At 62.0% G+C, this 23,167-nt stretch carries 19 protein-coding genes; 1 reads left to right on the forward strand and 18 read right to left on the reverse strand.

Annotation, left to right across the window (positions count from 1 at the left end):
- Nucleotides 1–337: 337 nt before the first annotated feature.
- The 8 genes from VKR55_RS13735 to VKR55_RS13770 form a co-directional block, all read right to left on the reverse strand.
- On the reverse strand, nt 338–2,452 hold the full coding sequence (locus VKR55_RS13735) for a TIGR04372 family glycosyltransferase (RefSeq protein ID WP_324404085.1): 2,115 nt from the start codon (nt 2,450–2,452) through the stop codon (nt 338–340).
- Nucleotides 2,449–3,507 (reverse strand): glycosyltransferase family 2 protein, encoded by a 1,059-nt coding sequence (locus VKR55_RS13740; RefSeq protein ID WP_324404087.1) that lies wholly within the window; start codon nt 3,505–3,507, stop codon nt 2,449–2,451. Before VKR55_RS13740 ends, VKR55_RS13735 begins: the two co-directional genes overlap by 4 nt.
- Before the next feature lie 48 nt (nt 3,508–3,555).
- Nucleotides 3,556–4,305, reverse strand: a complete 750-nt coding sequence (locus tag VKR55_RS13745) for an ABC transporter ATP-binding protein (protein ID WP_324404090.1) — start codon at nt 4,303–4,305, stop codon at nt 3,556–3,558.
- 28 nt (nt 4,306–4,333) lie between these two features.
- The gene (locus VKR55_RS13750) at nt 4,334–5,176 is read right to left on the reverse strand and encodes an ABC transporter permease (protein WP_324404092.1); all 843 of its coding nucleotides are present in this window, start codon (nt 5,174–5,176) and stop codon (nt 4,334–4,336) included.
- 224 nt (nt 5,177–5,400) lie between these two features.
- Complete coding sequence (locus tag VKR55_RS13755; protein ID WP_324404094.1) at nt 5,401–6,669, reverse strand: class I SAM-dependent methyltransferase; 1,269 nt, start codon at nt 6,667–6,669, stop codon at nt 5,401–5,403.
- 67 nt (nt 6,670–6,736) lie between these two features.
- Nucleotides 6,737–7,480, reverse strand: a complete 744-nt coding sequence (locus VKR55_RS13760; protein ID WP_324404096.1) for an SDR family NAD(P)-dependent oxidoreductase — start codon at nt 7,478–7,480, stop codon at nt 6,737–6,739.
- Nucleotides 7,477–8,013 (reverse strand): WbuC family cupin fold metalloprotein, encoded by a 537-nt coding sequence (locus VKR55_RS13765; RefSeq protein ID WP_324404098.1) that lies wholly within the window; start codon nt 8,011–8,013, stop codon nt 7,477–7,479. The genes VKR55_RS13760 and VKR55_RS13765 overlap by 4 nt, the downstream gene beginning before the upstream one ends.
- A 13-nt stretch (nt 8,014–8,026) precedes the next feature.
- Complete coding sequence (locus tag VKR55_RS13770) at nt 8,027–9,250, reverse strand: class I SAM-dependent methyltransferase (RefSeq protein WP_324404100.1); 1,224 nt, start codon at nt 9,248–9,250, stop codon at nt 8,027–8,029.
- 121 nt (nt 9,251–9,371) lie between these two features.
- On the opposite strand from VKR55_RS13770, the gene VKR55_RS13775 reads away from it, so the two are divergent.
- Entirely contained in the window at nt 9,372–10,526 is a 1,155-nt protein-coding gene (locus VKR55_RS13775; protein ID WP_324404101.1) for a hypothetical protein, read from the forward strand.
- On the opposite strand, the gene VKR55_RS13780 is transcribed toward VKR55_RS13775, so the two are convergent.
- The 10 genes from VKR55_RS13780 to VKR55_RS13825 all read right to left on the reverse strand — a co-directional run bounded on the left by VKR55_RS13780 (nt 10,523) and on the right by VKR55_RS13825 (nt 23,158).
- Nucleotides 10,523–12,493, reverse strand: a complete 1,971-nt coding sequence (locus VKR55_RS13780; RefSeq protein WP_324404103.1) for an acyltransferase family protein — start codon at nt 12,491–12,493, stop codon at nt 10,523–10,525. The genes VKR55_RS13775 and VKR55_RS13780 overlap by 4 nt on opposite strands.
- 15 nt (nt 12,494–12,508) lie before the next feature.
- Nucleotides 12,509–14,539 carry a TIGR04372 family glycosyltransferase gene (locus VKR55_RS13785; RefSeq protein WP_324404106.1) on the reverse strand — a complete coding sequence of 677 codons (2,031 nt, stop codon included), beginning with the start codon at nt 14,537–14,539 and terminating at the stop codon, nt 12,509–12,511.
- 197 nt (nt 14,540–14,736) lie between these two features.
- Entirely contained in the window at nt 14,737–16,734 is a 1,998-nt protein-coding gene (locus tag VKR55_RS13790) for an acyltransferase family protein (protein ID WP_324404108.1), read from the reverse strand.
- Nucleotides 16,735–16,936: 202 nt separating this feature from the next.
- Nucleotides 16,937–17,599, reverse strand: coding sequence for a class I SAM-dependent methyltransferase (locus VKR55_RS13795; RefSeq protein WP_324404110.1), 663 nt, complete (start codon nt 17,597–17,599; stop codon nt 16,937–16,939).
- A 39-nt stretch (nt 17,600–17,638) separates the two neighbouring features.
- Nucleotides 17,639–18,670 (reverse strand): aminoglycoside phosphotransferase family protein, encoded by a 1,032-nt coding sequence (locus tag VKR55_RS13800; protein ID WP_324404112.1) that lies wholly within the window; start codon nt 18,668–18,670, stop codon nt 17,639–17,641.
- Nucleotides 18,657–19,283 carry a hypothetical protein gene (locus VKR55_RS13805; RefSeq protein ID WP_324404113.1) on the reverse strand — a complete coding sequence of 209 codons (627 nt, stop codon included), beginning with the start codon at nt 19,281–19,283 and terminating at the stop codon, nt 18,657–18,659. The genes VKR55_RS13800 and VKR55_RS13805 overlap by 14 nt, the downstream gene beginning before the upstream one ends.
- 17 nt (nt 19,284–19,300) lie before the next feature.
- Nucleotides 19,301–20,341, reverse strand: a complete 1,041-nt coding sequence (locus VKR55_RS13810) for a zinc-binding dehydrogenase (RefSeq protein WP_324404115.1) — start codon at nt 20,339–20,341, stop codon at nt 19,301–19,303.
- Between the two features lie 12 nt (nt 20,342–20,353).
- A complete protein-coding gene (locus VKR55_RS13815; protein ID WP_324404118.1) occupies nt 20,354–21,277 on the reverse strand; it encodes a transketolase family protein in 924 nt (307 codons plus the stop codon).
- Entirely contained in the window at nt 21,274–22,122 is an 849-nt protein-coding gene (locus VKR55_RS13820; RefSeq protein ID WP_324404120.1) for a transketolase, read from the reverse strand. The genes VKR55_RS13815 and VKR55_RS13820 overlap by 4 nt, the downstream gene beginning before the upstream one ends.
- Before the next feature lie 37 nt (nt 22,123–22,159).
- The gene (locus VKR55_RS13825) at nt 22,160–23,158 is read right to left on the reverse strand and encodes a GDP-mannose 4,6-dehydratase (protein WP_324404122.1); all 999 of its coding nucleotides are present in this window, start codon (nt 23,156–23,158) and stop codon (nt 22,160–22,162) included.
- Nucleotides 23,159–23,167 lie beyond the last annotated feature (9 nt).

Below are 23,167 nucleotides of genomic sequence, written 5' to 3' on the forward strand. Positions count from 1 at the left end.
GGTGCCTAATTTGCAATTCCTAAACTGAAACAAATAATGACTATGTGGGCGCCTCGCGCTGGTACCGTGCCCGTCCGCGGCAGCCTCTGCTTGCGAACAATCAAAGGTCGTATCTTTGCGGACAAGTCCTTGCTTCGCAACCCGTAGTCTCACGGGCCGTCAGGGATTATCCGGCAGCGATCGCTGGGAAGCCGCGGTCGACAGCTCAGACATGGGGAGTAGCTTGGCGTGACCGGTTTGAAGGTTGGAATGGTGCGATGTCGCCTTGTCAGGGCAAGCGGGCCATAGCCGAGCGGATGTCGCCTGAAAGTTCCACCCGGCAAACCTGCGATGCGGATTACCTCTCAAGCAATTCCGGGTGGCTCTCAAGGAACGCGGGCACGGGAAGCGCAGCACCGAAATTGTAGGGGTTGTCCGCCAGCGTTCTTCGGTATCGTCCGAGCAACTCGCCGCCGTCCCGCAGTGGCTTGGATTTGCCGTCCATGCAATCCAATTTGTACGCAACAGCCGCCGTGATGTCCTGCGGCCGGTTGGCGTGGATTTCGAGCCCTCGACGGGTCAGCAGGGCGGTGTCGATCAAAAGCGCTTGCATCGGCTGCCGGTAGGTCTCGCGCAACGAGAGATAGCGCTTGGTCCGTCGGTCGTAGACCAGCCGCAAGGTGAAGTCGGTCTTGTCATTCCAAAACTGGCAATCGTTCGAAATGCAATTGACGAGCAACATAGGCGTTGCAAGCGCCTGCACGGCGCTCGTCAATCCCGACGTCGTGCCGATGAACAAGCGGGCCCCCGCGCACAGGAAAAGGTCCATGTCAGCAGACTTGATGTCACTGTGAGCATAGTCGAAAACGCCGGGCGATTCCCTGAGCGGTGTCATCGATTTATCGCCGAGCCGCACAACCGCGCCGCCGCGCGAGGTGATCTCGGCGATGGCATCGAGATAGTCGCTCACGTTGGCGGAGCGATGTTGGCGCGTCGTACCCGGCCCATCGCCGTGGTAGCCGCCCTCGCGAATGTGCAGCGCAACGAACCAATCGACGGTGACGCCGGCTTCGCGCAACCGGGCACGGCCACGCTCCCGCAAATCCTCAGGTATGGCGACGATCGGGCCACGCTTAGCCTCTGCCCAGGCGATTTGCGCCCGCGCCGCGGCGTGGGCCCAGGGTTCGGCCAAGCCCGTTGCGGCGAACGGTTGCCGGCCGCGTATCGCAATGAACTGATCGCCGACAAGGCGCTGGTAGGGCAACAGCTCGTCAACGAGCGCCGGGTCTTCAATGAGGCAAACGTGAGGCGCGATCAGTGACAGGAAGGCGCGATTGACGACCTTCCGTGGCGGCGCGAGCAGCACATAATTCGCGCGGGACAACAGGCCGAGCTCGGCCATGCGCAAATGGCAGTCGATGAAGCCGATGTGCCCGATCAGGGTGACCCACTCATAGCCGAGCAGCCTGACGGGAAGGTCTGCGTTGAAATGGGAGCTGGTTGCTGCGATCCGTGCGATCAAGTGCTGCGGCATAGACCATCTCTGCACCAGCGCGTCCTGATGGTCGAGCGCAGCCTGATAACAGCAGAACGTATCCGCATATTGTCCCTGGTGGTAGAAATTCTCGCCGAGCTGAATGAGATTGTCGTAGATCAGGAGCTCGCCCGCATTTGCAAACTCCCACGCGCTCGGCGTGTAGGTTGCGGGATCGTAGCCGGCTGCGTAGTTCTGATGGCTCATCACCGAGCGCGGGTTGCGCTCGACGGACGCGCGAAAACATTCCGCCGCATTGGCGTAATCCTTCATCAGCGCATGGACGCAGCCGAGCTTGCGCAGCGCACTGCTGTCGCCGCCCTTTGCTGCGGCGTTGAGGAAGTGCTGTGCGGCTGGGTAGCTCGCGCGGTACATATGGGCCACGCCAACCGCGAAGTTCAGCGCAAAACTGTCGATCGCCTCTGCGCGGGGCACCTCGCGAACGATCCGGTCATAGGCCTCGCAGAGCGCCAGCGTACCGAAATAGACGGATGGTGTGAGGCCCTTGCGGCTGCGCACGTTAATGCGGAAGATCAGGTTGAGCAGACGAACCGCGCGCAGTGCTGCCGGCTTCCGGCTCGCTGCGATGTGGATTTGCGCGGTCGCCGCTAGGCCAAGCAGGATTACCTTGGTTGCGAGCGGGGCGATGAACGAGCCCCTGGCAAGCTTCCGATCCGCAAAGCGCAACAGGGCGGCACCGGCCGTGCCGTTGATGAACCAGCGATCGACAAGGGTGCTGGCCTTCGAGGTGAACGGCAGCAGCATGCGCCGGCGCGCGGCGAGGGCGCCATACAACCGGAATGCCAGGCCCGTCAGCTGCTTCGGCGGCGCCGCCGGCGCCGAAGCCGAGCGCTGGCGGGCCGCAGTCGACGCGGGCGGCGCGATATTGGCGCGATTGAGGCGATGCCGCAGCTGCGCGACTGATGACAGCGGGCTCATGCAGGACGATAGGCGGCACGTGCCGCGACGATTGCCCGCCGTCGGGGCCATTGGCTCAAGAGCCGCGTGAACGACATCGGCCGGGTCCGCAACGCAGCCCAGGCAAGAGCGGCCAATATCCCGAGAAAGCCAAGCGGGAGCAAGAGACCGAGCCACCTCTGCTCGAGCGCACCAAAGCCGAGCAGGGCCGCAGCGCGCTCGGTCTTGGCGGAGGGCTCCGTCTCGGCAGAGATGACGATCCGTGCAGCACCGAAGCGGGTGCGGCGCTCGAATGCGTCGTCATATCCTTGCGGAAACAGTGTGCTTGCCGCGATCAAGGCGCGAATCCGACTCAGCCGCTCCGAGAGCACCTTGGGGTCGGTCGCTGTGGTCATGGAGTAATTTTGGCCGTGGATGCGCCAGTAGCCGAGGATTTCCGCGACAAAGAATACGCCGTAAGTCAGTGCCACCTGGCGCGCGAGAAACGCGTCGGCAAACGAGCCAAGCTTTTCGTCAAAGTTGCCAAGTGCGACGAGCGCGCTGCGCCGGTAGAGCGAGACCGTGCCGGAAAAGTAATTGTCGCCGACGCGCAGCGCCTTGCGCACATCGTCAGGCCTCAAGAACGCGGAGTGGCTTTCGGGCAGCATGATCGGCCGGAGCGCGCGCGTCTCTCGCGTGCCGATGATCTCGGTGCAAGCGCAGATCAGGCCGGCCTCGGGACAATTTTCGGCCGGCGCCAGGCTACGTTCGAGATAATGCGGATGCAGCGCATCGTCAGCGCCCAGAAAGCCGATCCAGTCGGTATCGACGAGGCCAATGGCCTCGTTCTGGCCGGCCACCACGCCCCTATTCTTGTTGTGGCGGATCAACTCCCACCCCGGGTGCTCGGCGATGAAGCGGGAGATGACGGCAATGCTGTCATCGCACGAGGCATCATCGATGATGAGCACGCGATCAGGCGCGCGCGTTTGCGCGGCGATGCTGCCGAGCGACTCGGGCAAATAGCGCGCGTGATTGTAGTTGGGGACGACAAGCGTCACGCGGGGCCGGGCAGTGGATGTAGTCAGCTGGTCCATTGGACTCCAACAACGCGTCGTCGCCACCTCAAACCTGTCTGCGAGGCCTCAGGTCGCCGGGAGTTCTTTCAGCACGTTCTCGAGCGGACCGAAGGCCCGCACGCGGCCTCCGTCCAGGTGGAGGCCGAGATTGCACATGTCCCTCAGAAGACCGTGGTCGTGCGAGGCAAGCACCACGATGCCCGATTGATTGGTGATGTCGAGTAGGCGGTCGTGGGTTTTCTTGCGGAACTGCGCGTCGCCGACGGCGATCCATTCGTCCATCAGGATGATGTCACCGTGAATGGAGGCGGCGATGGAAAAGACCAGGCGGAGCAGCATGCCGGACGAATAGGTCCGGATCGGCAATTCGAGATAATCGCCGAGCTCGGCGAACTCGGCGATTTCCGGCACGCGCGCCTCGATCTCCTCGGGCGTCAGTCCGAGAATCAGGCCGCGGATCCTGATATTCTCATAACCGGAAGCCTCTTCGTCCATGCCGAGCCCGATGTCGAACATCGGCACGTTGCGCCCCACCGTGCGCAGCGATCCGCGGGTCGGCTCATAGATGCCGGCGAGAACGCGGATAAGCGTTGTCTTGCCGGCGCCGTTGTGGCCGATCAGGCCGAGCCGGTCGCCGCGGCGCAAGGTGAAGCTGATATCATCGAGCGCCTGGACGAAGCGGAACGAACCTTCGTTCTTGAGCACCTTGCCGCCGACGCGCGAGGCCGTGCGCAAGGCCAGGTGGCGGAACGACTGCGCGTTCGGTGGCGCGACCGGGAATTCGATACCGATATTGCGGGCTTCAATCAGAGGCATGATGTTTCCGTGCTGCTAGCCACCACCATCAGGCCCAATAGACCACGCGCGAGCGGTAGCGCGTGTAGATGTAGATCATCGCCGCCGTCAAAAGGGCGACGACGCCGAACGCGCCAAACCAACTCATCAGACCGGTCGGATTCCCCATCAGCGGATCGCGCGTGATGGACAGCAGATAAGCGATGGGATTGAGCTTAACGATAATCTCGCCGCCCCTTATGTGCGACGGCAGCCATATGATCGGCGAGATGAAAAACAAGAGCTGAAGCACTGCCGCCACGACGGGCGGCACGTCGCGATAGCGCACGCAGATCATGGAGGTGATGACCGACGCGCTGACCACGAAGACATAGACGATCGCGAGGCCCGGCAGGCAGAGCAGGATATTGAAACCGATGTGCCAGGGAAGGATCAGCCAGATGATCGGCACGATCGCCATATTGTGCAGGAAGATGATCAGATTGCGCTGAACCATCCGCATCACATGGATCAGGATCGGCATGTCCACCGCTTTGATCATGCCGCCGGCGTTGATCATCGTGGAGCAGGACTCGCCGAGCGAGGAGGCGATGAAATTCCAGATGGTGATGCTCACCATGAAATTCGGCAGGTAGGTCTTGGTATCGGCGCCAAGGAACCGTCCGGCGACCAGACCCATAATCACGGCGGTGAGGCCGTTGGTCGCCGTGATCCACCAGGGGCCGAGAAAGGTCCGCCGGTATTTCGATCGGATGTCACCCGCGGCCAGCGCCCGCCAAGTTACGTGGCGCGTCACGAAGGGCGCAATATCGGTGCGGCAGCGGGCCCAGCTGAAGCGGCGCTTCTCCGCGATCACGAAGCGCTCGTCGTGGTCGTTGGCCAGGGTCGTCATGCGCAATCTCGTGGAGGCGGGATCATCCGGCATTGGTTACCGAAAGGCTCCGAGCGGCGTTCCACGCCGCTTTTCGGTGCCTGCTGGACACCATTTTAGCAGGCCCCTGTCAACCAGTTCCGGGGGCGACATCGCGCCGCCGCCATTGGGCTCGGAAGGCCCCAAACCCTCGCTTCCGTGTTTCTCCGGGCTCTCGAAGCGGAAGCGGCCGAGAGGGGCTTTGCCTAGAGGAGCTTCGAGTCGGCTTTGTCCGCAATCCGCGGCTCCGGCAGCGGCACCAGGAATTGGCCGCCGGCCGCGACATAGGCCTCGTTCCGCTTCAAAATCGGATCGGCATAGATCCAGGCCAGGATGACGACTACGTGCGGCTTTTCGGTCGCAAGCACCGCCGAGGGCAGCACCGGGATATGCGCGCCCGGGCTGAACGTGCCCTGCTTGAGCGGATTGTCGTCGACGATGAACTTGACCCTGCCTTCCAGCTCAAAATGGTAGAGCAGGGTGGTGGTCGTCGTCGAAGCGCCATAGGCGGCGACGACCTTGCCCTCCGCGCGGGCTTTGTCGAGATAGGCGAGGACCGTGCGCTTCCGGCTCTCGATCGCGTCGAACCAGTCGCGATAGATCTTCGGCTTGGTGATGCCGCGGCGCTGCTCCTCGGCTACCAGCTTGAGATAGGCCTCCGAGCGCGGCCGCTTGCCCGTCGATTTGGGCTGGGCAAAGGCTCGGATCGACCCTCCCTTGGTCCCGGTCCGCTCGACATGGAACAGGCTCATGTCGTGCTTGTTCAGGAAGGTCTCGAGCGGGATCAGCGCGTGATGGGAGACATGCTCGTGATAGATCGTGTCGAACACCATGTTGTCGATCATGTCGACGATATAGGAGACCTCGAAGACGAACGCGCCGTCATCTACCAGCAACAGGCGAATGCCCTTCACGACATCGGCCATGTTGTCGATGTGGGCGAACACGTTGTTGGCACAGAACAGCGCGGCGCTGCCTTGCTCGTCCCTGATCTTCTCCGCGAGCCGGCTGGTGAAAAAATCCGGGATGGTCGGCACGCCGTCTTGCGTCGCGGCCGCGGCGATGTTGCGCGCCGGATCGATGCCCTGCACGCGCATGCCCTCGTTCTTGAAGGCCTTCAGGAGCGAGCCGTCATTGCTGCCCATCTCCACGACCAGATTTCCCTTCGGGATCGAAAGCCCTTCGACCACCGAGTGGGCGTAGCGCTTGAAATGCTCGACGAGGCCTAGCGAGACGGAGGTGCGATAGGTGTAGTCCCGGAACAGCACGTCGGGATCCACGACGTCGAGATTCTGCAGATGTCCGCACGAAAGGCAGAGATAGCAGTCGAGCGGGTAGAGGTCCTGCGGCTCGCTCTTGCGCTCGGCGGTGACGAAGGCATCGCCGATCGGCGAGGCTTTGATCGGCAGCACATGCTCCAGCGAGGTGGATCCGCATAGGCGGCAAGCGGTCTTGTGCGTCACGTGCTTTTGCATGTCTCGGCGATCCCTGCGGACGAATGAAAGGGCTCTATAGGAAATTAGGGGCGGGATGCATAGCGATTCATAGCCCGGAGAAGGCTTTCGCGACCTCCTCCTGCCAAACGACCGAAACCCCGCCATCCAGGAACAAGGATTGTCCATTGATGAAGGAGGCGCGCTCGCTGCAGAGGAAATCGATTGCGTTGGCGCATTCCTCGGCGGTGCCGAGACGGCCGAGCGGCACCAGGCGGTGATAGAGCTCCATCAGCTTGGCGTTGGATTCGTAGAACGCGCGCGACTCCGGCTTTAAGTAGGTCAACGGCATGATGGCGTTGACCCGGATGCCCTGGCGCCCCAGCGTCGCGGCATAATGGCGGACCATGGCGTTGAGGCCGCCCTTCACCGCGTGGTAGCCGACAGGCTGGGAGCTGCCGACATAGTCGGCATAGACCGAACTCACGACGCCGATGGCGCGATCGCCACTGTCGGTAAAATGCGCTGCAAAACCTTCGATCAGGTCGCGCGATGCGGTGAGGCCAACCTGGATCTCCCCGACCCAGGGATCGCCTTGCCCGCGAAAGCGCTGGCTCAGCACCAGATAGCTGATCGGCCCAAGGTCATCGGAGATTTGCGTCCACAGCCCGTCCAAGCTTGCGGGTTTCTCCAGGTCGGCCGCAAAATGACGCAGCCGCGGACTTTCCGGAAATTCGGCCGGCTTGTGTCGCGAGATGACGCTGACGGCGCAGCCGCGGGACAGGAAGCGCTCGACGACGATCCGTCCCAATCCGCGGGTGCCGCCGACCACGACGGCGTGCTGCGTGCTCATGCGGCCTTGTCCTGAAGCGCGGCAACGCGGCGGACCAGCTCGGCCTGGTAGGCCGCCGCCTTGTCGGGCTCGCTGTCCTCGGGCGCGAAATCGGCGAACACGGTCCCTTGCGGCCGGAACGGACCGTTGGTGATTTCGTGCACGATCAACATGTCGCTGCGAATGATCAGGGTGTGAAAGAACGGCTTCGACATCCGGTAATAGAACGAACGCCCGCTGCCCGGTTCCCCCAGCGCGACGACGCGGCTAATCTCGCCCTCATCGTCGAACACGACGATATCGACCTCGCCCTCGATGATGTGGAAGGCCTCGCTCTTGCCGGGATGCTTGTGCGGGCGGATGTAGGAGCTCGGGTCGATCGCGATGATCATCTCGTGCAGCGCGTCCTCGCCGTCGGGATGCGCGTTGATGCGGGCGCGGCGTTTGGGGCTGGCCTTGACCGAGGCTTTCAGCATGTCGAGCTCGCGCGCGCCGACCGCCGATATTGGCCCCTTGGCGAGGAAGACCTCGGGCGATTTCTGAACAAGCACCATCAGGCAAGATCCTTCACGCAAGCTCCTTCACGACCGAATCATCGAGCGCCGCATAGATCGAGCGAAATTCCACCCCACGTTCCGCGAGTGGCGCGAGCTTGGCCCGCACCTTCGCCTGGATATGGGGCGCCACCGCAAACAGGCAAATCTTGATCCGCTCGTCCTGCAGCAGCGCCTCTGAACTTACCACGGGCACCCTGAAGCCGGGGGGGAAAAAGCCGGCTTTGTCGGGGTCGTCATCGACCGCGAGCGCAATATCGACGCCCAATCCGAAGGCGTTGACGAACATGATGGCGTGATGGCCGATCCCGAACAGCGCGACCCCATTCTTGGTCTTGCCGGCGCTGCTGGCGAGTTTTGCTCGAAGGCGCTCTCGAGTGGCCGGAAACCGCTCGCGATAGGTCTGGAACAGGGCGGACGCGCCTTGCGGGACGAGCGCCGGGACAGGGGACTTTGCGAGCTCCAGCACGGCGACCAGCGCATCTTCCAGAACTCCTGGATAGCGCAGGATCGAGAGCACCCGGAAGCCCGCGGCTTCCGCCAGCCGCTCAAGGGTATTCTCCACGAAATAGCAGCAGTGTTCATCCCACAGGAAGCAATAGTCGCGCGCGGCGAGAAACTTGCTGCTGTCGGGAACCTCGATGAGAAGCAGGCCGCGCTCGCCAACGAGAGATTTGAGCGCGGTGAGCGCCGCGACCGGCGCGCGCGAGTGTTCGATGATATAGCGGCAGGACACCAGGTCGAAGCGCCCCTTGCGCGCCGCGATCTCAGTGAGCCGCGGCGCGTTCAGGCTGGCCTGCCAGGTTTCGAGATAGGGGTAAAATCCTTCCCGGGTGGGCGCATCGAGTTCCAGGGCGGCGGTCGCAACCCCGCGGGCCGCAAGGCGCGTCAGCAGCGGCTGTTCGAACGGGCCGGTGCCGAGCGCGCTGCGCGCGTCGGAGCGAAGCGCCAACACCGTCTCCACCAGGGCGTCGAGATGGCCTTCCGGTTCGCGGTAGCGAATCCAGGGCAATTGCGGGGTGAGGGCCTCCGCCGGCGGCGGCTCGCGGAGCTGGATCAGCCGGCAGCTCTCGCATTCGACGATGTCGACATCGACCAGCGCGTCGACCTGTCCCGTCCGGGTGAAACGGTTACACACCGGAAGCCGGCCGAGCGATAACGCCGGTGTGCTGACCGTGTGGCCGCACAGTCGACAGTGAGAGCTCGCTGGGCGTATGATCTGGTCCGAGATGCTCATACAGAAAGGCGAATTCGTGGTACTGGGACAGCCCGAGCGGCGCTCCGTGCACGCGCATGCAACGGGCTGTCAGCGAGGTCCCGACGTGCTAACCGTTTGGACGGCAAAATGCTAGCAGCCTATGCTGGCATCTCTGCTCGGCGGCAATGCCGATCAGAGGAAATCTGAACGATTTGGGCGAAACTTGCGGATGCACGCGATCGGGGGCAAGGCGATGGACGGCGGCAGCATGGTTGTCGCTCTCGCCCGCTACGTGTTTTCCCTCTTTGTTTCCCTTATCCTAATCAGCGGGCTGTTGTCAGCCTGGGCGCTGATCGGACGCGACCACTTTGCCGCAATCCGGGCTGGCCACGGACCAAGCTGGTATCAGGACCTCGGCGGCGACGCTGTGACCGAGATTCAGGACCAGGACATCTTTTTTCACGACATCGGCACGTCGATCGAGCACCTGCGGCAGGCTGACGTCGTGATTGTCGGCTCATCCCTGGTGGCCTTTGGCATCAACGGAAACATCGCGGCCAAAAGGTTGGCCCGGTATGGACTAACCTTTTACAATATGTCCTTCGTCGGCATTTCCAGCGGCGAGTTTACCCGAAGAATCGCCGAACGCTTCCGCATTCATCCAAAACTCTGGATCATCAACGCGGATGATGGCGGAGGCGGTGGTCACTTCTTCGGCGACACCGTGCAGCGGTCCTTTTCCGGCGACGTCAAGACGATCGCCGCAACCGAGCACAGCCGGTTCAAGGCGTTTCGGGAGGTCGTCCGGCGCAACCTGCGATGGCGCGCGGAGGCTCTTTTCAAGAGCCTGTTCCATTCCACTGCCCTTGAACGGCCGGACCGCGTCATCATCCCGCGCTTTTATCGCGATGCTGCAACGGGCGATGCCGATATGACGGCATTTCCCAGGTACGAGAACGCCGATAATCCAAGCGTTGCGATCAAACCTCGTGCGGCGTGCCATGCCAGCGAACAGGTCGTTCGGATCGCGCGGCGCTTCGTCGCGACTGTCGGTGGAGATGTGGTTCTGACCCTGGTGCCGAATACCTACTATTGTGAACAGCAGGCGCGTGAGTTGGCGCAGAAACTGGGCGTGGAGCTCGTGCTTACCGGAAAGCTCGGCTATTCGAGCTGGGATGGCGGCGGTCACCTCGATCGCCGCGGCAGCAACGCGTTCACCCGTGACCTGATTTCAGCGCTGGAGAAGACTCCGACGTTCCAGCGCGTGCTGGGAGCCAAGCAAAACTCGTCATTCGCCGCGCAGCGTCAGCCTTAGTGCTTGAAATCCAAAAGGCGGTCGATCACCTGACCGGCCATGAAGATCGAGCCGGCGTGGGTCAGATGGCCGCCGTCGAATGCGGTGAGCTCGGAGCCATTCGGGCCGATACGCGCCAAGCATCCGTCATTGTTGCACATGAGTCGGCGCATCGAGATGTAGTCGATGCCTGCCTTTGCGGATTCGGGCTCGAGAATCGACTCGATCTGGCGAGTCCAACGGTCGTTGGAGCGATACCAGGTTCGTTCAGGCAGTATCGCCCCGCCGCTTTCGAAGTAGTAGTCGAGAACGTTGGCGGACAGACCCTCGCCGGTCCAGCTTGCGGGCGGTCCCAACAGCACGATCTTCTTAGTAAACGGCCTCAGCAACGGAACGGTCCGTTGCAGGCCGCCACGCAGATCGGGTTCGCTGTAGCTCCAGGTCGAATAGAGGATCACCACATCCGGGCGCAGCTCCGCAATGCGCTTGAGGGCGTAGTCGTTGCTCGGCTTACAGAACCGCCGTTCAGGATTGACGTAGCCGATAAGCGGCGCACAGGCCGAGGCGGTGTACTCCGCCACGTCGAACCCGCGCTTGGCGGCGAAATGCTTCAGCCCGGGATAAAGTGATGCGGCGTAGGAATCGCCCCAAATGAAAAGCAAGGGCCGGCCACCATTGCCCGCACATTCCGGAGCGAATTCCGCGGGGCTCTGTTCGGGCTGCATCAGGCATTTTCCCTCCCGCCAATATTGCGAGGATTCTGCGCCAGTGAGCATGAAGGGACGAACCGAAGCTGGAATCCTGATCGGCAAACCGTTGGTTCGGTCGGCAGCAAGGCCGACTATACCTAGAGCAAGCATCGCGGTGATCAGGCCTGCGACCTTGATCCGGACGCGCTTGCGTCCGAACCGCAACGGCTTCTCGACTATCCGATAGGTGAGCCAGGCCAGTAACCCGCTCGCCAGCAGGATCGCCAGCATGTAGCGGATACGGACGCCGTCGACGAAATGGATGCGCGCATAGGCCATCAGCGGGAAGTGCCAGAGGTAAAGCGGATAGCTGATCAGCCCGACGAACACCGCCGGACGCGCCGCAAGCAGATGTCGGTGGACGAACGTGCCGCTGCCGCCGATCAAGGCGGCGGCGCCGAGCACCGGCAACAGGGTGAACCAGCCCGGGTCCCGCATCCAGGCGCGATATGCGCATAGACTGACGACAATCGCCGCCAGCGCGCATGCGGCCGCGATCTCCCGCGACGGTCGGAAGCTTGACTTGCGTTGCTCAAGATTGATGATGCGTCCGCCATGCCACAGCGCCAGCGCCGAGCCGACCAGCAGCTCCCACGCGCGCGTCACGGGAAGGTAGAAGGCGTAATCGGGCGCCCGGGCTCCGACAATCAGACAGAGCACGAACGAAGTGACCGCGAGCACCGTCACTACGGCGAGCCCATTCAGATTCCAGCGGCGGATCAAAAGCAGCGTCAGCGGCCAGGCGACGTAATATTGCTCTTCAATCCCAAGCGACCAGAGATGGAGCAGGGGCTTCATGTTGGCGGCCAGATCGAAATAGCCGACTTGCCCGAGCAGCACGAAATTCTGGGCAAAGATCGCACCGCCGGCGATGTTGGTCCCCAGCGATTGCATGTCGTGCAGCGGCAGCAGGAACCAGCCGATGGCAAAGGTGACGGTGACGACGAGGATCAGCGCCGGGAAGATGCGGCGAATCCGGCGGGCATAGAAATTAGCGATGCTGAAACGCTTCTCGCGCATCTGCTGGTGGATGATGCCGGTGATCAGGTAACCGGAAATCACGAAGAAGATGTCGACGCCGAAGAAGCCGCCGGGCAGGAGGCTCGGAAAGGCGTGATAGATGAGCACCGGAAGGACCGCGAGGGCACGCAGGCCATCAATATCCGGGCGGTAGGATAGGTGAGACGGCTGAGCCGCACCTGGCTTCTCCAAAGCGAGGTCGAACCGCGCGATGTTCATGATAGCTGTCCGCCTTCAGTCGTTCGCCAAGAATTCGCGCGCATACTTCTCAACGAAGTACTTGCTCGGCCGGGAACTGCCAAAAAAGCCCGGTACCTTCACGTAGCGCTCCCAGCCGTCGTCGACGCCCGATACCGCGGCCGTACGCCCCGGCTCGCAAAGATCCAGGACCTCCCGTACCGTTTCCAGGATTTCATCCGAACTGCTCTCGCCCACGGTCAAGCCGGCGCGCACGAGCGATTCGTAGGTAGGGAACGCCCAGCGGTAGCGTTCGGATGTGACGTCGCCGAGCGACAGCATTCGCCCGCCCTTCGTGTGGACCGGCTTGAGCGCAAACCGCGTGTCGGTGGACCACAACAGCCCGACCGAACTCAGCGCATTCACCATCGCGGTCGGGATACCGAAGCTCGTTGCTACATAGGCAAACCCCGAGGTGGTGCCGATGAACATCCGCGCGCGGCGCATCAGGTGGATATCCATCTCGGGCACCTGGTCGTCGCTGCGCGCATAATCGATAACCCGCGCCATTTCGGGCAGCGGCGGCACCCTGCGCCCGCCCATCCGCACCACCCAGCCGCCGCGTTCCGTGACATGGCGGATGGCATCCATGTAGCTCTCGAGCGAGGCGTTGCGGATCGACTCGCCGACCCCTTCGGTATCGTTGCGCGCCTTGGCGTCGCGAACATGCAGGCAAACGTACCAGTCGTCTTCGCTCATGCCCCATTTCCGGCGCAGCGACTGGTAAAGCTGCTCGGTGCGGTCGTCGGCGGCCATGCGGCGGTCGTAGATGTCGCGCAGTGGAAAGCCGCGCCCCTCGGCCTCCCATTGCTTGAGCGCCAGCGAGCCGGCGTCATTCCAGTAAACGGCGCGGCCATCCTCGAACGCGAAGGCCTGATGCGACATGCCGAGGAAGGGAATGAGGCTTGCGAGCTCGTGCCAAATGTCGGGCGTGACGTTGTCATGCAAAGTGAGCGTCGGGCAGATCTCCGAAAACAGCGACAGGAAAGGCTTGTTGGCGATGCGATCGTCGTAAGCCAGCAGCAGCGGACTGCCTCTCCACCATCCCATCTGGCGCATCATGAGATGAACATTCAGATGCCCGTTGTGGCCGATCAGCGCGCTCCAGTCCGGCGACAACAGCTTGGCCTCCGGCAAATCGACACCGAGCCCGTCAAGAAACGTCTTCAGTTTCGGACTGGGCGCGGGCAGCGAGCGGCGCAGTCTTTGCTGCGTTTCGTTCATTCGGTTGAAGACGTCCGGCAGATGAAAGCCCTCGCCGCTGTGATAAGTCGTCAGCAACAGGTGGCGATAGGCATAGAACAGGTTGATCTCGGCCAGCAGCGGACGCTGCGGGTGACTGGCAGGCAACCTCTCCCAGTGCTGACCGTTCTGCTCGCGCGAACTGAGGATATCGTTGTGCCGCGGCAGCTTGAGCCGCTCGATCAGCCCATTGATCAGCTCCTTGTCGGCAAAGAACTCCGGGACATAACGATCGAGCGGCGCTTCGAATAATTCGTCGTCGTCATATTGCCTTGCTGCGAACGTCCCCTGTTCAAAGGTGAAGTTGCGGTGCTCCAGCATCATCTTGATGAGCTCTGCGAAACCACCCATAAACCGGGGTGGGATCGCGCTCCAATCGACCGTATGGATCTGCGCCAGCACTTCCATGAAGTAGCCGGTCGAAAGCTTCTTAATGAGGGTTTCCAGCGCCTCCAGAAAGTACTCTTCGCTCCCTTGCCAATTGATTTGTGGGAAGAGCGCCAGCACCTGCTTCTCGTCCCCACAAAGAAGGAAAAAGAACACGAGCTCATTGATGTACTTGTCCGAACGAGGGCTGGCGAGCACCCATGGCAACATGCCGTGGATGTTGAGACCGCAAAAAAACTGGAAGTGCCGGTCGAGATCATCGCGTCGGGTGTAGTGCCGGTAGATGACAGCGAGCATGAATGCCTGCTTGAACGGCAAGAACACAAATATGATGTTCTTGAGAAATTCTTTCGCTCCGAAGCGGCCTGCAACGTTCAGCGCCAACTCGAGCAGCCGCACAAAGCGCGCAGCGATCTTCGGCTTTCGCAACCGTACGGGCCAGCGGCGCACCGAGCCGATTTTCATGTCAACCGAATGAACCGACATCTACCCCGCCCCCCCCCGCAATATCCCATAGCCCTCGCGCGTGGCTCGGCACGTCCATCCAATCATGAAGCTCCGCATCGAAAGGAGAAGCATCTCCCCGACCTTGGGAGCTAGCGCGTGGCCGCATTGGCTTCGTCAGTTCGGAGGGCATTGACGATCATAGGCCCGAGCTGCTTTTTCGCGAGATACACGGACGCGAACGGCCGCAAGTGTGCGTCGTCGAAGGTAATTAAGCCCGTCTTTCGATCATCGCCCAGATAGGTGAGACAACCATCCGAATTACAGAATGGGCTTCGCTCCTCGACGTAGTCGAACGGCTCATTGCTTTTTAGTTTGGACTCGAATGCATTCCCTAATGCAAGGAGCTCGTCGTCCTGATGCCCGGGTATGTAGTGCGGAGTAGAGTACCAATAGCTCTTCATAATGATCTTATACAGATACGGCTTCCAATGCGGTCTTTGGCCAAGCACGAAGATATGCTTCACACCAAGCTTCCTGATCATGACCGAGTAGGTCCTGATGTAGTTTATATCGAACGAACTGTTTGAAGACATCAGAACTACGTCGGGCGGATCGAGTTTGATTCGTTCCAGCGCGAAGTGATTAGTCATATTGCAGTGATCCGCTTGGATCTGTGCATCGTTGAGAGCACGCACCGGGCAGCCCGAGCTGAAGATCAAGAGCGTGGAAATCTCCTTCGGTAGCACCTCCTTCAGCCCGTAGTACAAGTCGGCCGCATTGGAATCTCCAAGGATCAACACGGCCTTTGATGTGTGACGGGTGTAGCACTCCGGATCGATCGCATCACGAGGGGCATTGGAAGGGAACGGGCTGTTCCATCTATAGAAGTTACATTGATTTTGGGCGATCTGCGCCCGTTCGACCGTATGTTTGCTTGCGTCGTACAGATAACCTTCGAAATAGGCCGCGTATTCGGCTCGGTCTTTCAATCGACCCGGGATGCCGGATTTTGCAAGGTCATAGATGCCGAAGACAGCGACGCAGACCATCGCGCCGATGAGCCCCAATATCCGGACCCTTACAGGCAATGTTCCGAACCGCAGCGGCGTCTCGATGAAGCGGTAGGTCAGCCAGGCGAGAACGACGCTGGCGACCACGAGCTCCAGCCGCAGCATCCAAGACGGCTCGGCGTAGGCGTTGTGCGCAAACGCGAGCAGGGGCCAATGCCAGAGATAGAGAGGATAACTGATCAGGCCGATCCATACCACGGCGCGGTTGGACAACACGCGGGAATTGAGCCAGGCGAGCGGGCCCGCAAGCACGAGCAGGCACGTCCCTAGCACCGGGAGCAGCGCCCACCAGCCCGGAAACGTTGTCTTCGGCGTGATCTTGACGATTGCCACCGCCAGCAGCAACGCGCCCAACAGCGCCATCGCTTCACACAGCACAAGCGGCAGCGGCTTGCGCAGCACGGGCCGAAGTTGGGTGAAGTAGGCCAGCAGTCCTCCAGCCAGCAGCTCCCAAAACCGCGAAAGTGGCGAATAGAAAGCAGCGGGTGGATTGGTCGCGGCGCTATGAACGCTGATCGCGAACGATCCCACGAGCAGAACGATACTGATCAGCGCCAGGTTGAACCGGGTCTTCCGGACCGCCAACACCAGCGCCGGCCAGATCAGGTAATATTGCTCTTCGACTCCCAGCGACCACAGATGCAGCAGGATCTTGGTGTTGGCGCTGGTATCGAAATAGTTCGCTTCCTTCCAGAAGATGAAATTGGCAATGAAGGCGGCTCCGCCGGCGACATGTTTCCCAAGCTGTTGGTATTCATCGGGAAGCAGCAGAAACCATCCGGCAACGAGACAGGCGGCCAGTACGACCAACAGCGCCGGGAAGAGGCGGCGTATGCGCCGCGTGTAAAAGGTCGCGAAGCTGAATCGGCCATCGTCGAGATCGGACACGATGATCGACGTGATCAAGTATCCGGAAATGACGAAAAAGACATCGACGCCGACGAAACCGCCCGAGAGCAAGGTCGGAAATGCATGAAATATGACGACGCTGATAACAGCGACCGCGCGCAGCCCATCTACATCGGGCCGGTACTTGATCACGTGCGGCCCGTGCTCGCCCGCTATTGGCTTGACCATCTATTATGAAACCCCACCCTTGCGCCCCGGCGACCCTATCATCTGGCGCTTTGGAGCATCAACCTCTCTCTTTGGTTGCATCTGACACCGGAAAGCAACACTCCCGCGGCTCACAGGCTGCGGTTCCTTGGGGCGGGGCTGTCAAGGCGCCTTATCGCGAGAGGCCGGTCATGCCGTATCTTGCCGCGTCGCCCTTCCACGTTCATTCAAAGAAGATGAACTCGTGGTCGCCGGTGTAGCCGCTTCGCTTGAACTCGAACGCCCATTCTTCCGGCGTGTGGAAGATGCGGCAGGTGAGCTGCCAGTACATCAGGTTCACCTTCTCGCGCTCGTTGCGATAGGCTTCGACGCAGAGGTATTTGGCGCCGCGGCCGACGCGCTCCATCTCCCGCAAGGCGGCGTCGAGGTCGTAGTTGTAGAGGTTGTGCAGCGTGTTGATGGAGATGACGAGATCGAAATGGTTGTCGGGCCAGGGCAGTTTGGCGGCCGATCCGACCTGGCAGAACGGCTTGACATCCTCCATCGTGTGCTCGATTCCGTAAGCGGAGACGTCGATGCCGGCGACCTCGATGCCGGGAACGGCCTCGCGGAAATCGTGCAGCAGAAAGCCCTTGCCGGAGCCGACGTCGAGCACGCGCATGCCCGGCTTGATGCCGTAGGCGGCAACCATGGCATCCGCCACCTTGCGCCAGCGGCCATCATATTTGTAGCCGCCATAGCCGGTCTCGCGGCTGCCGTCCCAGTAATCGTAGTCGAACTTGATCGCCATCTCGGCGACCTCAGCCTTGTCGCGCTGGGTGACGCGCGCGAGATAGTCGCGCTTGGTCGATTTATGAACGAGGCTGACGAACTCGCGATAGGCCATGAAACTCTCTCCAGTGCAACAGGTCGGTCAATCCGGATCTTAAGCGTTCAATCCGGCAAGTTTGGCTTCCGCCTTCTCGAGCTGGGCGGCGCAGCGCGCGGCCCAGGCGCTGGTTTCGGCAAAGGCGCGGCGCGCCGCGCCGAGCGGCAGAAAATCGTTGAGAATGATGCAGGTCCACTTGATGCGATAGGCGTCAAGCAGCATGCGGCAGCGTGCGCGGCCCTTCTCGTCGAGCCCGAGGCCGTCGGCCACGCGCGCGATAAAGGTCGGATGATAGCCTGATGGCACCGGGATTTCCGGCTGGCAAAAGAAATCGGAGACCAGCTTGGCCGGATCGTCACTGCCGGCATATTCGAAGTCCAGGAACGTCAGGCGGCCAGCAGCGTCGATCAGCGCGTTGTGGAAGCCGAAATCCGACGGCGACAGGCAGCGATCGTCTGTTGCGAGCGCCTGCTCCATGGGAATGCCGGCAGCTTGGGCGGCGACTTCGAGATTCAGTTTCACGGCATGCCATATGGGCAGCAGCCGCTTCGCCACGAAACTTTGGGCCGCTTTGGCGTGCGGCGCATCGGGATCGAGCTGCTCAAGGCGCGCGACGCGGCGTTCGACGGTTGCGACATGCTCGGCGAGCGCGAAGCAGGCTTCCGAGCCCGGCGCGAGCGCCGCCCGCGGCCGCGCGTTGACCGCGAGCACGAAGTCGATCGCCGCCTCGATATGGGCCGGATTCAGCTCGGCAGCGAGCAGCTTGCGTCCCTCGACAAAGCTGTAGAGCCCGGCATGCGCGCTCGTATCACAGGCCAAAGGCTCGGGCACGCAGCGCATGCCGCGCGACCAGGCGTGCTGCAAGAAATCCCATTCGGCACGGAGCCGGTCGCGCGGATCGCGCGGATCGCTGAAATAGCGCTTCAGGACCAGCGGAGAGCCTGCGTCCATTTCGACGCGGTAGACCTGGTTGTTCTTGCCTCCGGCCAGGCGCGAGAGCCCACGCGCCTGTCCGCGGCCTGCGCTATCGGCGAGATGGCTCGCCAGGGAAAGCCAGCTTTCCTCGGCTTGCGGTTCAGCTCTGTTCACGGCCGATATCCGCCGAGATCGCGGCCCAGGATGAGCGGCGGTCGAGCTTGCTCGCATCCTCAGCCCGGCCAGCGAACTGGTCATCCGGATCGAACAGGACCTTGCGCATGCCGAGCGGGAATCCGGGCATCGCCAGGATCTCCGGAAGGTCGTCGACAAACATGTCGACGCCAAGCTCGGCCGCACGCGCGACCTTCTCTTCCTTGGTCAGTTCGAAGAACACCCGCGCCGGATCGATCCTGGCCGCGCCTTGGCCGATCAGCCCGCGCGCTTCGAGGAAGCCGCGCGCGGCCGCATGCATGTCGTGCCTGGGCCCGAGGATCGGACGGCGCGTCTTGTGGCTGACAATGAAGAGCTCGTGGCCGGCGCCTTGCGCAACGCCGATGAACTCGGCAAAGCCCGGAAAGGGCGAGACCAGGTCCATGCGGGCGCCATAGACGTAGCCCTGCAGCTCGGTGAAGTCATCCTTGCGGCCGCTGCCGTTCAGATGATCGCGCACGCTGTTCTTGTCGCGCGCGAGACCGCGCGGGATCAGGCCGCGTTCGAGGGCCGCCGCATGAAACACGCCGTCGTAGCATGCGATGGTATTGTCGAAATCGATCCCGATCCGCATCGCGGGTCCTTGAACGCCTAGCGCAGCGACATGTCGATCAGGGGACGGCCCACCTTGCCCGCGGCGAGGTCGGCTAGCGCCTGATCGGCCTCTGCCAGTTTGTAAGGCTTTGACAGCAGATCGCGCACCGGGAAGCGGTTTGACGCCAGCAAGCGGCCGTAGCGGCCATAGTCGCGGTCCGGAACGCTGTCTCCGCCCCAGGTGCCGAGCAGGCTCTTGCCCTGGTTGAAGACGCCCGGATTGAGCGAGAGCGCCGCACCCTGCTTGGCGTTGCCGATCACGACCGCACGCCCGCCCTGCTGGCGGGTGGCGTTGACGGCCTGGTCCATCACGGCCGGAATACCGGAGGATTCCACGGCCAGATCGACGCCTTGCGGCACGATTTTCTTGATCTCGGCGATCACATCGCCCTCGGAGGCGTCCAGCACATGGGTTGCGCCATAGATCTTGGCGAGTGCGCGGCGGGTCGGATTGGGATCGATCCCGATCACCGGCATGGCACCGGCGAGGCTGGCCGCCATCAGCGCGTTCAAGCCGATGCCGCCGGTGCCGAACACGGCGACTGCATCACCGGGCTGCACCTTCAAGACGTTGTAGACAGCGCCCATGCCGGTCGGCGCGGCGCAGCCGAGTAGCACCGCGACATCCATCGGTAGGCCCGTGGGCAGATGGGTGAGGCGGTTTTCGCTCACCACCGCGTGACGCTGGAAGGTGGTGACGCCGCCGGCATTCACCTTCCGGCCCGCCCAATCATACACCGCGCCGCCGGCCTCGATGCCGTTACCCTTGATCCAGGACAGCACGACCTTGTCGCCGGCCTTGACCTTGGTCACGGCGCTCCCGACTTCCAGGACGGTGCCGGTGCCCTCATGACCGAGACAGTGCGGGACCCATTTGTCCTCGCCCTTGTCGCCCCGCCACTCCATCACCTGCGTACCGCAGGCGCCGGAATAGGCGATCTCGACCAGCACCTGGCCGGGCTTGAGTGCGGGGATTTCGATTTCCGCCAGGACCAGAGGCTTTCCGGTTTGGACGAGAAGCGCAGCTTCGGTTTTCATACGGATGATTCTTCAGGACAAGGCGTGGAGGACTTTTTCGGCGATCTGGTGCCCGGTGAGCCCGAGCACCTCGCGGGCATATTCCTGCTCACCAGACTTCTTGAAAAAGGCGTCCGGCGTGCCGAAGCGCAGGAATTTTTTCGCCTGCGTCTCCGTGTCCGCAAGCCATTCGGAGACGGCCGCGCCAAAGCCGCCGATCAGCGAATGCTCTTCCAGGGTCGCCACCAGCCTGAAGCGCGAGAACGCGTCTTTGAGACACGCCTCATCGAGCGGCTTCACCGTGTGGAAGCTCACGACCTTGGCCGAGACGCCCTGCTCTTTCAGCTTGTGGGCGGCCTCGGTTGCCTCGGGCAGCATGTTACCGGTCGAGAGCAGGCAGACGTCGCTGCCGTCGGCGATGGTGATCGCCTTGCCGATCTTGAAATCGGCAATCGGACCGGAATGCACCACCGGCTCGCCCTTCTTGCCCATCCGGATATAGACGGGCCGATCCTGCTGCATCGAGGCGCGCAGCGCCGCGCGTACCTCGAAGGCATCGCCCGGGCAGATCACCACCATGTTCGGGATGGAGCGCAGGAAGGAGATGTCCTCGCAGGCGTGGTGGGTGGGGCCGAGGCCGGAATAGGCCAGGCCCGCGCCGACCGCGACGATGGTCACCGGCGCCTCGTGATAGCAGACGTCGGTGCGGATCTGTTCGAGACAACGCGTGGTCACGAAGGGAGTGATGGTGTAGGCGACGGGCCGCAGGCCGTTCATGGCCATGCCGGCGGCAACGCCCATCATGTTGGCTTCCGCCACGCCGCAATTGAAGAAACGGCCGGGGTGCTTGTCCTTGAATTTGTCGAACAGGCGGTTGCCGATATCGCCCGACAGCATCACGATACGAGCGTCCTCGTTGCCGAGCTTGGTCAGTTCGTCGGCGAATGCATTTCTCATCTGAGGCCAAGCTCCTTATGCGCCCTCACGACCTCCTCAGCCGTCGGCGCGCGGTAATGCCAGTTGTTGTCGTCCTCCATGAACGACACGCCCTTGCCCTTCACAGTGTGTGCGATCAGCGCAACCGGCTTGCCCGAGCCGTTCGGAATGCGCTGCATGGCTTCTGCCAGTGCGCCGACATCGTGGCCGTCGATCTCATGCGCATCCCAGCCAAACGCAACCCATTTGTCGCGGAGCGGTGCCAGCATCAACGTCTCGTTCGAACGCGCTGTTGCCTGCCACTTGTTGTAATCGACGACGACGCAAACATTTTCGAGCTTCTGGGCGGCGGCAAACATCGCGGATTCCCACACTGAGCCCTCATTGTTCTCGCCATCCGAAAGAAGGGCAAAGACGCGGAAGGTTTCGCCCTTGATGCGTCCCGACAGCGCCATGCCGCAGCCGAGCGGCAGACCGTGCCCGAGCGAACCCGTTGCGGCCTCGACGCCGGGCAACAGGTTTGCTGGCGGATGTTCGGCGAGCCGCCCGCCATCCTTGCAATAGGTGTCTAGCTCTTCGAACGGGAAATAGCCCTTCATTGCGAGCGTCGTATAAAGGGCCGCCGCAGCGTGCCCTTTCGAGAGGATGAAGCGATCGCGCAACGGATCGTTTGGCCTTTTCGGATCGATGTTGAGCACCTGCCAATACGCCGCAGTCAACACGTCCGCGCAAGACAACGAGGACGCCAAATGTGCGGCCTGCGCCGCATGCGACATTTCGATGATCTTGCCGCGAACCCGCGCGGCCTGCAGTTTCAGCGCGGCAGCATCAATTGGCGCGGTCGTTGTCCGGACTGCAACGTTCATCGTGCTCTCCAGTCACCCGCTTCAGGGGCGGTGGTCTTCAAGGTTTGTGTTCGTATTTGGTAGGCAGCTTCGGAATGTCGGTACGGAAGCGCTCGGCCCAGGCAATCACATCATCGATGCCCTGCTGGAGCGAGAACGTATCGCGCCAGCCAAGTGCGGTGCGCAGTTTGAGGCTGTCCAGCCTGTAGGCGGTGTCCTTGCCCGCACGCTCGGGGCCGATCTCAACGCACTCCTCGAAGGACTTGCCGAGCTGCTTCAGGATCATCTCGACCAGCGCCCGGATGGAGACGAGCTCATAACCGGAAATGTGATAGGTCTGCCCGAGGGTGCCCCTCTGCGCGATTTTCAGCGTCGCATCCGATACGTCCGCCATGTGGATGAACACGCGTACCGATTTGCCGCCGCCGTCGAGCCGCAGCTTCTGGCCGCCGATCGCGGCGGCGATCGTGCGAGGGACGATGCGATAGAGCTGCTGGCCGGGACCATAGACATTGGCCGCACGAGTAAAGACTACGGGGAACTTATAGTTCGCAAAGTACGTACTCAGGCTCATGTCACTGGCCGCGCGGGACACGGCATAAGGCGTCGACGGGTTGAAGGGGGCGTCTTCCTTCACCCAGCCTTCGGTCGAGCCATAGACTTCGGGCGTCGTCACATGGACATACCGCTCGAGTCCGTCATAATTGCGAAGGATATCGTGCAGCCGCACCGCGGAAACGACATTGGTCATCATCCAGTGGTCCGGATAGAGCCAACTTTCTCCGACCATGCTTTGTGCGGCGAAGTTGACAACGTGGGTCGGCCTCTCGGCAGCTAGCAGCGACTTCAGCGTGTCGAGATCATTGTTCAGATCGAGCCGACGAAACCGAACCTTCCCCGGCCGCTTATGCCACTTATAGGGCAGGAATGCGTCGTGAGGCTCGTCCGACCGGCTCGTTGCGAGTAGGTCATAGCCCTTAGTCGCCAAATAGTCGGCAAAGGTCGCGCCCGAAAACGAGTTCGAGCCCAGGATGAGAAACTTCTCTTGCCCCACCATGGAATCCGC

Source organism: Bradyrhizobium sp., assembly GCF_035309285.1.
Taxonomy (GTDB): Bacteria; Pseudomonadota; Alphaproteobacteria; order Rhizobiales; family Xanthobacteraceae; genus Bradyrhizobium.

Coding starts and splice junctions, on each gene's coding strand:
- VKR55_RS13765 (WP_324404098.1), bottom strand. CDS start 8,013: ATGGTGCTTGTTCAGAAATCGCCCGAGGTCTTCCTCGCCAAGGGGCCA.
- VKR55_RS13825 (WP_324404122.1), bottom strand. CDS start 23,158: ATGGTGGGGCAAGAGAAGTTTCTCATCCTGGGCTCGAACTCGTTTTCG.
- VKR55_RS13805 (WP_324404113.1), bottom strand. CDS start 19,283: ATGCGGATCGGGATCGATTTCGACAATACCATCGCATGCTACGACGGC.
- VKR55_RS13745 (WP_324404090.1), bottom strand. CDS start 4,305: ATGCCTCTGATTGAAGCCCGCAATATCGGTATCGAATTCCCGGTCGCG.
- VKR55_RS13760 (WP_324404096.1), bottom strand. CDS start 7,480: ATGAGCACGCAGCACGCCGTCGTGGTCGGCGGCACCCGCGGATTGGGA.
- VKR55_RS13775 (WP_324404101.1), top strand. CDS start 9,372: ATGCTGGCATCTCTGCTCGGCGGCAATGCCGATCAGAGGAAATCTGAA.
- VKR55_RS13735 (WP_324404085.1), bottom strand. CDS start 2,452: ATGAGCCCGCTGTCATCAGTCGCGCAGCTGCGGCATCGCCTCAATCGC.
- VKR55_RS13780 (WP_324404103.1), bottom strand. CDS start 12,493: ATGAACATCGCGCGGTTCGACCTCGCTTTGGAGAAGCCAGGTGCGGCT.
- VKR55_RS13740 (WP_324404087.1), bottom strand. CDS start 3,507: ATGGACCAGCTGACTACATCCACTGCCCGGCCCCGCGTGACGCTTGTC.
- VKR55_RS13815 (WP_324404118.1), bottom strand. CDS start 21,277: ATGAGAAATGCATTCGCCGACGAACTGACCAAGCTCGGCAACGAGGAC.
- VKR55_RS13820 (WP_324404120.1), bottom strand. CDS start 22,122: ATGAACGTTGCAGTCCGGACAACGACCGCGCCAATTGATGCTGCCGCG.
- VKR55_RS13755 (WP_324404094.1), bottom strand. CDS start 6,669: ATGCAAAAGCACGTGACGCACAAGACCGCTTGCCGCCTATGCGGATCC.
- VKR55_RS13810 (WP_324404115.1), bottom strand. CDS start 20,341: ATGAAAACCGAAGCTGCGCTTCTCGTCCAAACCGGAAAGCCTCTGGTC.
- VKR55_RS13795 (WP_324404110.1), bottom strand. CDS start 17,599: ATGGCCTATCGCGAGTTCGTCAGCCTCGTTCATAAATCGACCAAGCGC.
- VKR55_RS13790 (WP_324404108.1), bottom strand. CDS start 16,734: ATGGTCAAGCCAATAGCGGGCGAGCACGGGCCGCACGTGATCAAGTAC.
- VKR55_RS13770 (WP_324404100.1), bottom strand. CDS start 9,250: ATGAGCATCTCGGACCAGATCATACGCCCAGCGAGCTCTCACTGTCGA.
- VKR55_RS13750 (WP_324404092.1), bottom strand. CDS start 5,176: ATGACGACCCTGGCCAACGACCACGACGAGCGCTTCGTGATCGCGGAG.